The following is a 13189-nucleotide window of genomic DNA, read 5'->3' on the forward strand; positions in this document are numbered from 1 at the left end:
GCCGTCATCGGACCAGGCAGGGGCGCTTGGGGTCGAAGGCCCAGCCGGGGACGAGGTACTGCATGGCCAGGCCGTCGTCGCGGGCGCCCAGGCCGTGCTCGCGGTAGCGCGCGTGCGCGGCCGCGACCTTCTCCCGGTCGAGCGTGACGCCGAGGCCGGGCGTGGTCGGGACCTCGATGGCGCCGCCGACGATCTCCAGTGGCGCGGTGGTCAGGCCCTGCCCGTCCTGCCAGATCCAGTGCGTGTCGAGCGCGGTGATCTCGCCCGGCGCCGCAGCCGCGACCTGGGTGAACATGGCCAGCGAGACGTCGAAGTGGTTGTTGGAGTGCGAGCCCCAGGTCAGGCCGAAGTCGTGGCACAGCTGGGCCACCCGGACCGAGCCGGCCATGGTCCAGAAGTGCGGGTCGGCGAGCGGGATGTCGACGGCCTCGGTGCGGATCGCGTGCGCCATCTGCCGCCAGTCGGTGGCGATCATGTTGGTCGCGGTGCGCAGGCCGGTCGCCCGCTTGAACTCCGCCATCACCTCGCGGCCCGAGTAGCCGCCCTCGGCACCGCACGGGTCCTCGGCGTACGCGAGGACGTCGTCGAGGCCGCCCAGCAGCCGGACGGCGTCGGCGAGCAGCCAGCCGCCGTTGGGGTCGAGGGTGATCCGGGCGTCGGGGAACCGCTCGTGCAGCGCGGTGACCGCCGCGACCTCCTCCTCGCCCGCGAGCACGCCGCCCTTGAGCTTGAAGTCGCCGAAGCCGTAGCGGGCCTGCGCCGCCTCGGCCAGGCGTACGACGGCCTCCGGGGTCAGCGCCTGCTCGCGTCGTACGCGCTCCCAGTCGTCGGCCCCGTCCGGCTCGCGCAGGTAGGGCAGGTCGGTCCGGTCGGGGTCGCCGACGTAGAAGAGGTAGCCGAGCATCGGCACGCTGGTGCGCTGCTGGCCGTCGCCGAGCAGCTCGGCCACCGGCACCCCCTGCTCCTGGCCGGCCAGGTCCAGCAGCGCCGACTCCAGTGCGGTGACCGCGTGGACGGTGGTGCGCAGGTCGAAGGTCTGCAGGCCGCGGCCGCCGCTGTCGCGGTCGGCGAACCGGGTCGCGACCTCGCGCAGCAGCGAGCGGTAGCGGGCCACCGGCTGCCCGACGAGCAGGTCGGCGGCATCGGCGATCGTGGCCCGGATGGCCTCGCCGCCGGGCACCTCGCCGACGCCCTCGCGGCCGTCGCTGTCGGTCAGGATCGCGATGTTGCGCGTGAAGTACGGCGCGTGCGCGCCGCTGAGGTTGAGCAGCATCGAGTCGTGGCCCGCGACCGGGACCACCTCGATGCGAGCGATATGGGCAGTCACTCGGGGCCCCCACAGAGTTGTTCGGAGGAGCGAAGCGGGGGAGAAGAACTCTGTGGGGAACTCACTCGAGCTCCCCGTCGATGCGGCGGCGCAGGCCCCACGGGTTGGCGTCGCGGACGGCGTCGGGCAGCACCCCGTCCGGCACGTCCTGGTAGGCGACCGGGCGCTGGAACCGCTCGATGGCCAGGCTGCCGACCGAGGTGGTGCGGGAGTCGGAGGTGGACGGGAACGGCCCGCCGTGGACCATCGCGTGGCCGACCTCGACACCGGTCGGCCAGCCGTTGAAGAGGATCCGGCCGACCTTCAGCTCCAGGACGGCCAGCAGCGCGCGGGCCGCGTCGGCGTCCGTGTCGGTCGCGTGCACGGTCGCGGTGAGCTGACCCTCCAGCTGCTCCAGGCGGGGGAGCAGGCCGGCGAGGTCGTCGTACCGGACGACGACGCCGGCCGCGCCGAAGACCTCCTCGCCCACCGGCCCGTCGAGGCTCGTGGCCTCGACCAGCTGCGGGGCCGGCGCGTCGTCGCCGCCCGCGTCGCCCCGGGCGACGACGCGGACGCCGGCGGCGGCGTCGATCGCGGCGGTGCCGGACCGGTAGGCCTCGGCGATGCCGCTCGTGAGCATGGTGGCGCCGGTGGCGGCCGCGACCGCCTCGCCGGCGGCGGCGAGGAACGCGTCGCCGGCCGCGCCGGTCGGCAGGAAGAGCAGGCCCGGGTTGGTGCAGAACTGGCCGGCCCCGAGGGTGAGCGAGCCGACGTACGCCGTGGCGAGCGCGGCGACGCTGTCGGGGGAGCTCGCGAGGGCGCCCGGCAGCACGACGACCGGGTTGACCGACGACATCTCGGCGTACACCGGGATCGGCTCGGGCCGCGCGGCGGCGGCGGCGACCAGCGCCAGGCCGCCGCCGCGGGAGCCGGTGAAGCCGACCGCCTTGATGCGCGGGTCGGCGACGAGCTCCTGGCCGAGCTCGAAGCCCGGTCCGAGGAGGAAGGAGAAGGTCCCGGCGGGCAGGCCGGCCCGGGCGACGGCCCGGCTGACCGCGGTCGCGACCAGATGGCCGGCCCGCGGGTGGGCCGGGTGGCCCTTGACGACCACCGGGCAGCCGGCGGCCAGCGCGGAGGCGGTGTCGCCGCCCGCGGTCGAGAAGGCCAGCGGGAAGTTGCTGGCGCCGAAGACCGCGACCGGGCCGAGCGGGATCTGCCGCTGGCGGAGATCGGGCCGCGGCAGCGGGGTCCGGTCGGGGAGCGCCGGGTCGAGGCGCACGCCGAGGTGGTCGCCTCGTCGTACGACGCCCGCGAAGAGGCGCAGCTGCCCGGTGGTGCGGCCCAGCTCGCCGGTGATCCGCGCGAGCGGGAGGTGGCTCTCGGCGACCGCCGCCTCGATGATCGCCTCGCCGTCCGCCTCGATCTCGACGGCGACGGCCTCCAGGAACGCGGCGCGCTCCTCGGGGCCGGTCGCCCGGTAGGCGGCGAAGGCCTCGGTGGCGGCGGTGGTGGCGGCGACGACGTCAGGTCGGTCGGACTCGGTGCCGGCGATGATCGAGCGGGGGTCGGTCATGGGTTCCTCTCGGGCGGTGCGGTCAGGAGATCCGGGCGACGAGCTCGCGCAGCTCGTCGACCTCGTCGGCGCGCAGGTTCGTCAGCGGCGGGCGGACCGGTCCGGCCGGGCGGCCGATGGCGGCCAGGCCGCCCTTGACGATGGACACGGCGTACCCGGCGGTGCGGTCGCGGATGTCGAGGTAGGGGAGCACGAACTCGTTCAGCCGACGGTAGACCTCGTCGCGGTCCTGGGCGCGCACGGCGTCGTAGAACTCGATGGCCCAGGCGGGGGCGAAGTTGAAGAGCGCGGAGGAGTAGGTGCTCACGCCGAGCTGCAGCAGCGGGAGCGCGAAGGTCTCCGCGGTGGGCAGGCCGCCGACGTAGACCAGCCGGTCGCCGACCTTCGCGTAGGTGCGGGTCATCTGCTCGATGTTGCCGACGCCGTCCTTGAAGCCGATCAGGTTCGGGTTGCGGTCGGCGATCTCGGCGACGGCGACGTCCTGGAGGACCGCGTTGGCCCGGCTGTAGACGACCACGCCGAGGCTCGTCGCCGCGCACACCCGGCTGACGTGCTCGACCAGCCCGGCCTGGCTGGCCTCGGTGAGGTACGGCGGCAGCAGCAGCAGACCGTCCGCGCCCGCGGCCTCGGCGGCCTGCGCCTGGGCGATCGCGTGGGCGGTGCTGCCGGTGGCCGGCGCGAGGACCGGCACCACCCCGTTGACCTCCTCGACGGCGGCGCGCACGACGCGGTCGGTCTCCTCGAAGGTGAGCGAGAAGACCTCGCCGGTGCCGCCCGCGGCGAACAGCCCGGCCACCGGGTGCTCCGAGAGCCAGGCGAGGTGCTTGCGGTAGCCGCCCTCGTCGACCTCGAGGTCGTCGGTGAAGTGCGTGACCGGGAACGAGAGCAGGCCGCTCTTGAGCTGGGCCGCCAGGTCGGTCGGGCTGTAGTCGGTCACGGGGGGTCCTTCGCGTCGTGGGCGGGGTGACGAGCACCACGCTAGGAACGCCGGACGATGCCTGTCCAAGCCCGTTTTTGCATTCAGCGATGCCTGCCGGGCATCGTCGCGAGGTGTAACGCGATGTTCGCCGCACTAGGTACGCGCTGCAGCGCGTCCCCAGTGCGGCGAACATCGCGTTACAGCTCCGGCGCGCCCCCGCCCGGCAGCGCCGCCCGGATCACGTCCAGCACCCGCCGTACGACGGGGGAGACCGCCTCGCGCGACCAGATCGCGTGCAGCTCGACGGGTCGCTCGGGGTCGGCGTCGAGGTCGGTGTCGCCGCCGCCGTGGGCGAGCTCGCGGAAGACCACGCCCTCGACGTGCAGCGAGGCCGCCGAGGCGGGGGCCAGGGCGAGGCCGCGGTCGGCGGCGGCGAGCAGCATCGCGGTGAGGACCTGGTGGACCCGCTGCTCGATCCGCGGGTGGGCGTTGGCGAGGAAGCGCACCGACAGCTCGGCGAAGTAGCGCGACTGCTGCGGGTGGTAGCCGATCACCGGCTCGCCCTCGAAGTCCTGGGGGGTCAGCGGCCGGTCCAGGGCGGTCAGCGGGTGGGAGGCCGGCAGCACGGCCATCAGCGGCTCGCGGACCACGACCCGTGAGGAGAGCAGGGCGGTGTCGAACGGCGGACGGGCCAGGCCGATGTCGAGCTCGCCGCGCCGGATGCCGTCGACCTGCGCGAGGGTGACCCGCTCCGACAGGCGGACCTCGACGTCGGGGAGCTCGGCGGTGAGCCGGCGCAGCAGCGGTCCGAGCACCTCGATGGCGGAGACCGCCGTGAAGCCCAGTCGTACGACGCCGGCCGCGCCCGCGTCCACGCGGCGGGCCAGGTCGCCGGCGCTCTCGACCAGGTTGAGCATCCGGTAGGCCTCGTTCAGGAAGGCCGCTCCGGCGCCGGTCAGGGCCACCCGCCGGTTGTCGCGCTCCAGCAGTCGGGCGCCGACGGACTTCTCGAGGCGTTGGATCTGGCGGGACAGGGGAGGCTGGGTCATCTGCAGCCGCTCGGCCGCCCGCCCGAAGTGCAGTTCCTCCGCGACGGCCACGAACACACGCACCTGGTCGAGGGTGATCACGATACCCAGAGTAGATCACTCCATGCTCAATCGGGCTTGGACGGGCATCGACCAACGTTCGTAGTGTCGGTGGTCACACAGCACCACCTCCCGAGCACGCCCCAAGGAGCCACACGATGCGCAAGTCCACCACCTGCCTCGCCGCCGTCGCCGGCGTCGCGACCCTGGCCCTCTCCGCCTGCGGCGGCGTCTCCACGACCACCGGCGGCAGCGATGGCGACGAGTACCCCTCGGGCTCGGTCGAGATGTACGTCGGCGCGTCCGCCGGCGGCTCCAGCGACCTGATCAGCCGGGCCGTCTCGACGGGGCTGTCGCAGGAGCTCGGCGCCCAGTTCCCCGTCATCAACCGCGAGGGTGCCAACGGTGCCCTCGCCGCGAGCCAGCTCGAGTCGGCGAAGAACGACGGCGCGACCCTCGCGATCCAGAACGCCTCGCTGTTCGCGATCACCCCGCTGGCGGTCTCCGCGGACGAGGTCACCAACATCGACGACTTCGACGTGATCGGCGGGGTCTCGCGCGACGACTACGTGCTCGTCACCAACGCCGACAACGGCTGGTCGGGCATCGACGACCTGAAGGCCGAGAACCGGCGCATCACCTACGGCACCACCGGTGTCGGCACCGGCGCGCAGCTCTCCTGCGCGCTCACCTACGAGGTCGGCGAGATCAAGTCCGAGGCCGTCCCGTTCGACGGCGGCGCCCCGGCCCTGACCGCGCTGCTCGGCAACCAGGTCGACACCGCCTGCCTGCAGATCGGCGAGGCGCGCGAGAACATCGAGAGCGGCAAGCTCACCGCCCTGTCGGTCTTCGCCCCCGAGCGCATCGAGTACCTCCCCGAGGTGCCGACCGCGACCGAGCAGGGCCTGGACGTCGAGGTCTACCAGTACCGGTTCATGACGGCCCCCAAGGACACTCCCCAGGACGTGAAGGACACGATCTGGGAGGCCATGGAGGCCACCTTCGCCACCGAGGACTACCAGGCGTTCAACGAGCAGAACAGCCTCACCCCGCTCGAGGTCTCCGGCGACGAGGTCGTCGAGATGCTGAACAGCGACAAGGAGCGCTACGCCGCCCTGGTCGAGGAGTACGGCATCAACCTCGGCAGCGCCGGCTGACGGTCGGCCCGCCCGCACCGGTACGACGCCCGCACCCCGCCAGCACGAAGGACCCACGATGAGCGACGAGCGCACGCACGCGAGTGCCCCGGACATCCTCGACGAGATCGAGGCCGAGGTGGCCGAGACCCTCGCCGAGGACGAGCTGCCGCCCGGCGGCCCGGCGTACCAGACGGTCGGTGCGCTCGTCGCCCTCGCCATCGGCATCGGGGGCATGGTGCTGGCCCTGGACTACGGGCTCGACGGCCTGCGCCGCCCGGGCCCGGGCCTGTGGCCGTTCGTGACCGCGACCGTGATCACGGTGCTGTCCGTGGTTCTGCTGGTCGTCGGTCGGCGGCTGGAGGACAGCGTCTCCTTCAGCCGGGCCAGCGTGCTCCCGGCGATCGGCGTGCTCACCTTCATCGGGCTGGGCGTGCTGATGCCGGTGATCGGCTTCGAGATCCCGTCCCTGGTGCTGTGCGTGGTCTGGCTGCGCTTCCTCGGTGGCGAGACGTGGCGCAGCACCGTGCTCGTCTCGGTCGGCACGGTCGCGGTCTTCTACTTCCTGTTCCTCTACGGGCTCAGCATCCCGCTGCCCCACCTGCTGACGTTCTGAGAGGAGGCACCCCATGGACGACTTCCTGAACGGCTTCGCCGTCGTCGCGCAGCCCGACACCCTGCTCTACTGCCTCATCGGCGTCCTGATCGGCATGCTCATCGGCGTGCTGCCCGGCCTCGGGCCGGCCGCCACCATGGCCATCCTGCTGCCCATCGTCATCCAGGTCGGCGACCCGATCACGGGCATCGTGATGATGGCCGGCGTCTACTACGGCGCCCAGTACGGCGGCACGATCACCTCGGTCCTGCTGCGCCTGCCCGGCGAGGCCTCCTCGGTGGTGACCGTCTTCGACGGGTTCGCCCTGGCCAAGCAGGGCCGGGCCGGCACCGCCCTCGGCATCGCGGCGATCGGCAGCTTCGTCGGGGCCACCGTCTCCATCGTGGCCCTCAGCCTCTCGGCTCCGCTGGTCGCCGGCTGGGCCGTCGACTTCGGGCCGCCCGAGTACGCCGCCCTCGCGCTGCTCGGCGTCCTGCTCGTCTCCACGATCGGCAGCGGCAACAAGATCAAGGCCCTCATCGCGGCCGCCGTCGGCCTGCTGTTCGCCACCGTGGGCCAGGACAGCTTCAGCGGAGCCGAGCGCTACACCTTCGGCAGCCTGGAGCTCAGCCAGGGCATCGACTTCGTGGTCGTCGCGATGGGGCTCTTCGGAGTCAGCGAGATCCTCCACAACCTGGAGGAGCGGCACGGCAAGGTGCACGTGCCGGCCAAGGTCACCAACATCTGGCCCTCCCGCAAGGACATCAAGGAGGCCTCCCCGGCTATCGGCCGCGGCACCGTCATCGGCTTCTTCCTCGGTGTGCTGCCCGGCGGTGGCGCCGTGATGTCGTCCCTCGCGGCGTACGCCACCGAGAAGCGCATCTCGAAGACGCCCGAGGACTTCGGCCGCGGCTCGATCAAGGGCGTCGCGGCCCCGGAGACGGCGAACAACGCCGCGGCCACCTCGTCGTTCATCCCGCTGCTCACGCTCGGCATCCCGGCCAACGCGTCGATGGCCATGCTGTTCGCCGCGCTGCTCGTGCTGGGCATCACCCCCAGCCCGGCCCTGGTCGAGGAGAACCCCGACCTGTTCTGGGGCGTGGTCAACTCGATGTACGTCGGCAACGTGATCCTGCTCCTGCTGAGCATCCCGCTGGTCGGCATCTTCGTGCGGATCCTGCGAGTGCGTCCGGCGATCCTGGCGCCGATCACCGCGCTGATCACGATCCTCGGCGCCTACACGCTCAACAACTCGACCTTCGACGTCTTCTTGATGATCGCCTTCGGCGTCCTCGGCTACCTGATGAAGAAGGGAGGCTTCGAGCCCGGGCCGATGGTGCTCGCCTTCGTGCTCGGCGCGATCCTGGAGAACAACGTCCGGCGCTCGCTGATCATCTACGACGGCGACCCGACCGGGTTCGTCCAGGACCCCATCGCGGGCACGATCCTGGCGGTCTTCCTGGTGGTCGCACTCTGGCCGCTGGCCAAGTCGGTCCTGGGCCGCCGCCGTACGACCACCACCCACGACCGCGACCACGCCGGAGTCTGAGGAGACACCATGACCATCCTGATCGGCTACGTCCCCACGCCCGTCGGCGAGGCGGCCCTCGAGGCCGGCCTCGCGGAAGCCGCCGTCCACGGCGACGACGTCGTGATCCTGAACAGCCCGCGCCGCGGCTCGACCGTCGACGCCGACCTGGTCGGCGAGGAGGCGGAGTCCGCGCTCGTGGCCCGGGCCACGGCCGTCGGGGTCACCGCTCGTGTCGACCACGCCGACCACGGGCCGGACGTGGTGGCCACGTTCGAGGCGCTGGTCCGGGAGACCGGGGCGCGGCTCATCGTGATCGGGCTGCGTCGTCGTACGCCGGTGGGCAAGCTGGTGATGGGCAGCAGCGCCCAGCGGATCCTGCTCGAGGCCAGCGTGCCCGTGCTCGCCGTGAAGCCCGCATGACGCGGTCCAGGATCAGCCGGGTCGTCGTCACCCCGGTCGCGTTCGCCGACCCGCCCCTGCTCAACGTCGTCGGGGTCCACCAGCCGTGGGCGCTGCGCGCGATCGTCGAGGTGCACACCGACTCCGGTCTCCTCGGTCTCGGCGAGATCTACGCCGACGAGATCCACCTGGCCCGGCTCGGGGCCGTGGCCGCGGTGCTGCCCGGGCACGACCCCTTCGACCTGCACGGCCTGCGCCGCCTGGTGGCCGACGTCCTCGGCAGGGAGACCGGCGGCGGAGGGGCGTCCTTCGGCGGCATGCTCGACGTCTCCTCGGCCCTCCCGACCGTCTACTCGCCGTTCGAGGTGGCCTGCCTCGACATCCAGGCCCGGGCGATCGACCGCCCGCTGAGCGACCTGCTCGGCGGCGCCGTCCGCGACCGGGTGCCCTTCAGCGGCTACCTCTTCTACAAGTGGGCTGGCCACCCCGGCCAGCCTGACGACGAGTGGGGCGCGGCCCTCGATCCGGACGGGATCGTCGCGCAGGCGCGGCGGATGGTCGACGGCTGGGGCTTCGGCTCGCTGAAGCTCAAGGGCGGCGTCTTCCACCCCGACGAGGAGTGCGCGGCGATCGAGGCGCTGCGCGCGGCGTACCCCGACCTGCCGCTGCGGCTCGACCCCAACGGCGCCTGGACGCCCGAGACCTCGGTCCGGGTGGCCGACCGGCTCGCCGGCGTCGTCGAGTACCTCGAGGACCCGACCCCCGGCATCGAGGGCATGGCGTACGTCGCCGCCCGCACCGACGTCCCGCTCGCGACCAACATGTGCGTGATCGCGTTCGAGCACGTCGCCCCGGCCGTGGCCGCGGACGCCGTTCAGGTGGTGCTCTCCGACCACCACCTCTGGGGTGGCCTGCGCAGCTCGGCACTGCTCGGCGGGATCTGCGAGACCTTCGGGATGGGGCTGTCGATGCACAGCAACTCCCACCTCGGCGTCTCGCTCGCCGCGATGGTCCACCTCGCCGCCGCGACGCCCAACCTCACCTACGCCTGCGACACTCATTACCCGTGGAAGACCCAGGACCTGGTCACTCCCGGCGTGCTGTCCTTCGAGGACGGCGCGGTCGCCGTACCGACGGGACCGGGCCTCGGCGTCGAGCTCGACCGCGACCAGCTCGGCGTCCTGCACGAGCAGTACCTCACCTGCGGCGTACGACGTCGCGAGGACACCGTCTACATGCAGTCCATCCAGCCCGACTTCACCCCCCACACCTCCCGCTGGTAGCCGCTGTCCGCCGAGTCAGCAGAAGTTGCGGGTCGAGTCAGCACCAGTAGTGCTGACTCGGCCCGCAACTGGTGCTGACTCGGCGATCAGGCCTGGAGACGGCGGCGGGTGTTGCCGAGGTGCAGGCGCATGGCGGCGCGGGCGGTCTCGGGGTCGCGGGCCAGCACGGCGGCGCCGATGCTGTCGTGCTCGCGGCGGACCCGGTCGACGTGGGTCGCGTCGTGGTGGGAGAACTCCTCGGGCAGCCGGGTGCGCGGCAGCATGATCATCATCGGGCCGAGCGAGTCGAGCAGGTCGACGTAGAAGCGGTTGCCGGTGGCGGCCGCGACGGCGCGGTGGAAGGCGAAGTCGGCCTCGACCGCGTGGTCCGGGCCGGCGGTGGCGAACGCCTCCAGCGCCGCCCGTACGGCGTCCGCCGCGGCGGGGGTGTGGTGGGTGGCGGCGAGGGAGGCCGCCTCGCACTCGACCCCGAGCCGGAAGTCGACCATGGCCAGGACGTCGTGCTGGGTGCGGATGGCCGAGGCCTCCACGCGGAACGACGTCGGCTCGGGCACCGTGAGCACGAACGAGCCGCGGCCCTGGAAGGTCTCCACGAGGCCCTCGGCCCGCAGCCGGGTCACCGCCTCGCGGACCACGGTCCGCGAGACGGCGTACTCGTCGATGAGGTCGGACTCCGACGGCAGCTTGGTCCCGGGGGCCAGCCTGCCGTCGAGGATCCGCTCCTTGAGCCCGGCGACGACGCGCTGGGCCAGGGTGGTCGTCACGAGCCGAAGGTAGCGGTCTCCACCGTCAGGTCGCGCATGCGCTGGGTCAGCGTGAAGCCCAGGCCCGGGCGGTCCGGCACGAAGATCTGGCCGTCGCGGATCTCGATGCGCTCCTCGAAGAGCGGGTTGAGCCACTCGAAGTGCTCCACCCACGGCTCGGTCGGGTACGTCGCCGCGAGGTGCAGGTGGATCTCCATCGCGTAGTGCGGCGCGAGGTCGAGGCGGTGGTGGGCGGCGAGGGTGGCGAACTTCAGGAACGGGGTGATGCCGCCGATGCGGGGGGCGTCGGGCTGCACGATGCCGCGGTAGCCGGCGTCGACGAGGCCCATGTGCTCGGCCACCGAGGTCAGCATCTCGCCGGTGGCGATCGGGGTGTCGAAGGTGTGCGACAGGTCGGCGTGGCCGACGTGGTCCCAGGCGTCGAGGGGCTCCTCGATCCAGACCAGGTCGAACTGCTCGAGCTCGCGGCACATCCGACGGGCCCGGGCGCGGTCCCACTGCTGGTTGGCGTCGACCATGAAGGGCCCGTCGCCGAGGTGCTCGCGCAGGGCGGCGACCCGGCGCAGGTCCTCGCGCCAGTCGGGCTGCCCGACCTTGATCTTGATGCCGCCAATGCCGGACTCCAGGGACGCGGTGGCCTTCTCCTTGATCTCCTCGACCGAGGCCTGGAGGAACCCGCCGGAGGTGTTGTAGACCCGGCACGAGTCGCGGTGGGCGCCGAGCAGCTTGGCCAGCGGCAGGCCGGCGCGGCGGGCCTTGAGGTCGTAGAGCGCGACGTCGAGCGCGGCGACGGCCTGGGTGGCGACGCCCGAGCGGCCGACCGAGGCGCCGGCCCACATCAGCGACTCGTAGATCTTCGCGATGTCGTTGGGGTCCTGGCCGATCGCGACGTCCATGACCTCCTGCAGGTGGGCGTACTGCGCCCGGCCGCCCGCGCGCTTGGAGTAGCTGAAGCCCATGCCCTCGAGGCCCTGCTCGGTGGTGAGCTCGACGAAGAGCATCACCGTCTCGGTCAGCGGCTTCTGGCGACCGGTGAGCACCTTGGCGTCGCTGACCGGGTTCGGCAGCGGCAGGACGACGTGGGACAGGGTGACGGAGCGGATGCGGTCGGCGGTCATGGGCGGCCCTTCGGTGGGAAACTGAACTTGTATGATGAGATGACAACTTATCGTACAAGTGAGGATGGGTCCATGGCTCTGCTCGACGACCTGCGTGCCCTGCTGGGCGCGGACCACGTGCTGACCGAGGCGGCCGACGTGGCGCCGTACGTCTCGGACTGGACGGGGGCGTTCGTCGGGACGGCCGCGGCGGTGCTCCGCCCGGCCGACACCGCGCAGGTCGCGGCCGCCGTGGGTGCGTGCGCGGCGGCGGGGGTGGCCGTCGTGCCGCAGGGCGGCAACACCGGGCTGGCTGGGGGCGGCGTGCCCGACGCCTCGGGGGAGCAGGTGGTGCTGGTGCTGGACCGCCTGCGCCGGGTCCGCTCGGTCGACCCCGTCGCCGACACCATCACCGTCGAGGCCGGGGTGGTGCTGGCGACGGTGCAGGAGCAGGCGGCCGCGGTGGGTCGGCTGTTCCCGCTCTCGCTGGGCTCCGAGGGGTCGTGCACGGTCGGCGGCAACGTGTCGACCAACGCCGGCGGTACGGCGGTGCTGCGCTACGGGATGATGCGCGACCTGGTCCTCGGCCTCGAGGTGGTGCTCCCCGACGGCCGGGTCTGGGACGGGCTGCGTCCGCTGCGCAAGGACAACACCGGCTACGACCTCAAGCAGCTGTTCATCGGCGCCGAGGGCACCCTCGGCATCGTCACCGCGGCCGTGCTGCGGATGCTCCCCGACACCCCGCGGCGCGCGACCGCGCTGCTCGCGCTGCCCTCGGTCGACGCGGCCGTGGCGCTGCTCCCGCTGCTGCGCGAGCACGGCGGCGGGGAGCTGAGCACCTGGGAGCTGGTCGACCGGCAGGCCCTGGAGCTGGTCACCGCGAACCTGCCCGGGGCGCGTGACCCGTTCGGCGAGCCGCACCCCTGCTACGGCCTCGTCGAGTACGCCGGCTCCGCGGACCACGTCGCCTCCCGGCTGGAGGAGGCGCTCACCGACGGGGTCGAGCGCGGTCTGGTCGTCGACGCGGTGGTCGCCGGCAGTCCCGCCCAGCGGGCCGAGCTGTGGGCGCTGCGCGAGGGCGTCTCGGAGGCCCAGAAGGTCGAGGGCGCCACCCTGAAGCACGACGTCACGCTGCCCATCACCGACCTGGCCGGGTACGTCGCCGAGGTCGGCCCCCGGGTCCTCGACGCGCTGCCCGGTGCCCGGCTGGTCGTCTACGGCCACATCGGCGACGGCAACCTGCACTACAACGTCAGCGCCCCCGTCGGCGACGACGACGCCCTCCGTGCGGCCGCGCCGGCGCTGACCCGGATCGTCTACGACGCCGTCGCCGCGCGTGGCGGGAGCATCAGCGCCGAGCACGGGCTGGGTGCACTCAAGCGGGACGCCGCGGCGTCGTACAAGTCGGACGTCGAGGTGGAGCTGATGCGCACCGTCAAGCGGGCCCTCGACCCGCGCGGGCTGATGAACCCCGGGAAGGTGCTGCCGGACTGAGGGG

The 13189-nt window shown here is 72.7% G+C and carries 12 protein-coding genes; 6 read left to right on the plus strand and 6 right to left on the minus strand.

Annotated elements, in window-relative coordinates; all coding sequences use genetic code 11:
- Positions 1-4: 4 nt before the first annotated feature.
- From V7S47_RS18770 to V7S47_RS18785, 4 genes are all read right to left on the minus strand, one after another.
- Positions 5-1327 carry an enolase C-terminal domain-like protein gene (locus V7S47_RS18770; RefSeq protein WP_336563007.1) on the minus strand — a complete coding sequence of 441 codons (1323 nt, stop codon included), beginning with the start codon at positions 1325-1327 and terminating at the stop codon, positions 5-7.
- A gap of 61 nt (positions 1328-1388) precedes the next feature.
- Positions 1389-2879, minus strand: a complete 1491-nt coding sequence (locus tag V7S47_RS18775) for an aldehyde dehydrogenase (NADP(+)) (protein ID WP_336563008.1) — start codon at positions 2877-2879, stop codon at positions 1389-1391.
- A gap of 22 nt (positions 2880-2901) precedes the next feature.
- The gene (kdgD, locus tag V7S47_RS18780; RefSeq protein ID WP_336563009.1) at positions 2902-3816 is read right to left on the minus strand and encodes a 5-dehydro-4-deoxyglucarate dehydratase; all 915 of its coding nucleotides are present in this window, start codon (positions 3814-3816) and stop codon (positions 2902-2904) included.
- Between the two features lie 179 nt (positions 3817-3995).
- Positions 3996-4928, minus strand: a complete 933-nt coding sequence (locus V7S47_RS18785) for a LysR family transcriptional regulator (RefSeq protein WP_336563010.1) — start codon at positions 4926-4928, stop codon at positions 3996-3998.
- A gap of 116 nt (positions 4929-5044) precedes the next feature.
- Here V7S47_RS18785 and V7S47_RS18790 point away from each other — a divergent pair, with 116 nt between their 5' ends.
- Genes V7S47_RS18790 through V7S47_RS18810 form a run of 5 tightly spaced genes read left to right on the plus strand, consistent with a single transcriptional unit; the run spans position 5045 to position 9830 of the window.
- Positions 5045-6043: a Bug family tripartite tricarboxylate transporter substrate binding protein gene (locus V7S47_RS18790; RefSeq protein ID WP_336563011.1), complete on the plus strand. Its 999-nt coding sequence runs from the start codon at positions 5045-5047 to the stop codon at positions 6041-6043.
- Between the two features lie 58 nt (positions 6044-6101).
- The gene (locus V7S47_RS18795) at positions 6102-6638 is read left to right on the plus strand and encodes a tripartite tricarboxylate transporter TctB family protein (RefSeq protein ID WP_336563012.1); all 537 of its coding nucleotides are present in this window, start codon (positions 6102-6104) and stop codon (positions 6636-6638) included.
- Positions 6639-6651: 13 nt separating this feature from the next.
- Positions 6652-8166, plus strand: a complete 1515-nt coding sequence (locus tag V7S47_RS18800; RefSeq protein WP_336563013.1) for a tripartite tricarboxylate transporter permease — start codon at positions 6652-6654, stop codon at positions 8164-8166.
- Positions 8167-8175: 9 nt separating this feature from the next.
- The gene (locus V7S47_RS18805) at positions 8176-8568 is read left to right on the plus strand and encodes a universal stress protein (RefSeq protein ID WP_336563014.1); all 393 of its coding nucleotides are present in this window, start codon (positions 8176-8178) and stop codon (positions 8566-8568) included.
- Positions 8565-9830, plus strand: a complete 1266-nt coding sequence (locus tag V7S47_RS18810; RefSeq protein WP_336563015.1) for an enolase C-terminal domain-like protein — start codon at positions 8565-8567, stop codon at positions 9828-9830. Before V7S47_RS18805 ends, V7S47_RS18810 begins: the two co-directional genes overlap by 4 nt.
- Positions 9831-9916: 86 nt before the next feature.
- On the opposite strand, the gene V7S47_RS18815 is transcribed toward V7S47_RS18810, so the two are convergent.
- Both V7S47_RS18815 and V7S47_RS18820 read right to left on the minus strand, forming a co-directional pair.
- Positions 9917-10594, minus strand: a complete 678-nt coding sequence (locus tag V7S47_RS18815; protein WP_090857020.1) for a FadR/GntR family transcriptional regulator — start codon at positions 10592-10594, stop codon at positions 9917-9919.
- Positions 10591-11712 carry an L-talarate/galactarate dehydratase gene (locus tag V7S47_RS18820; RefSeq protein WP_090857024.1) on the minus strand — a complete coding sequence of 374 codons (1122 nt, stop codon included), beginning with the start codon at positions 11710-11712 and terminating at the stop codon, positions 10591-10593. Before V7S47_RS18820 ends, V7S47_RS18815 begins: the two co-directional genes overlap by 4 nt.
- A 72-nt stretch (positions 11713-11784) precedes the next feature.
- Between V7S47_RS18820 and V7S47_RS18825 the strand changes: the two genes are divergently transcribed.
- On the plus strand, positions 11785-13185 hold the full coding sequence (locus V7S47_RS18825) for an FAD-binding oxidoreductase (RefSeq protein ID WP_336563016.1): 1401 nt from the start codon (positions 11785-11787) through the stop codon (positions 13183-13185).
- The last annotated feature ends 4 nt before the right edge of the window (positions 13186-13189 follow it).

The sequence above is a fragment of the Nocardioides sp. CCNWLW216 genome, assembly GCF_037120545.1.
Lineage (GTDB): Bacteria > Actinomycetota > Actinomycetes > Propionibacteriales > Nocardioidaceae > Nocardioides > Nocardioides lianchengensis.

What these genes read in the sequence shown, in the direction of transcription:
- V7S47_RS18805 (WP_336563014.1), top strand. Translation starts at nt 8,176, where the DNA reads ATGACCATCCTGATCGGCTACGTCCCCACGCCCGTCGGCGAGGCGGCC.
- V7S47_RS18800 (WP_336563013.1), top strand. Translation starts at nt 6,652, where the DNA reads ATGGACGACTTCCTGAACGGCTTCGCCGTCGTCGCGCAGCCCGACACC.
- V7S47_RS18775 (WP_336563008.1), bottom strand. Translation starts at nt 2,879, where the DNA reads ATGACCGACCCCCGCTCGATCATCGCCGGCACCGAGTCCGACCGACCT.
- V7S47_RS18795 (WP_336563012.1), top strand. Translation starts at nt 6,102, where the DNA reads ATGAGCGACGAGCGCACGCACGCGAGTGCCCCGGACATCCTCGACGAG.
- V7S47_RS18820 (WP_090857024.1), bottom strand. Translation starts at nt 11,712, where the DNA reads ATGACCGCCGACCGCATCCGCTCCGTCACCCTGTCCCACGTCGTCCTG.
- V7S47_RS18790 (WP_336563011.1), top strand. Translation starts at nt 5,045, where the DNA reads ATGCGCAAGTCCACCACCTGCCTCGCCGCCGTCGCCGGCGTCGCGACC.
- V7S47_RS18810 (WP_336563015.1), top strand. Translation starts at nt 8,565, where the DNA reads ATGACGCGGTCCAGGATCAGCCGGGTCGTCGTCACCCCGGTCGCGTTC.
- V7S47_RS18825 (WP_336563016.1), top strand. Translation starts at nt 11,785, where the DNA reads ATGGCTCTGCTCGACGACCTGCGTGCCCTGCTGGGCGCGGACCACGTG.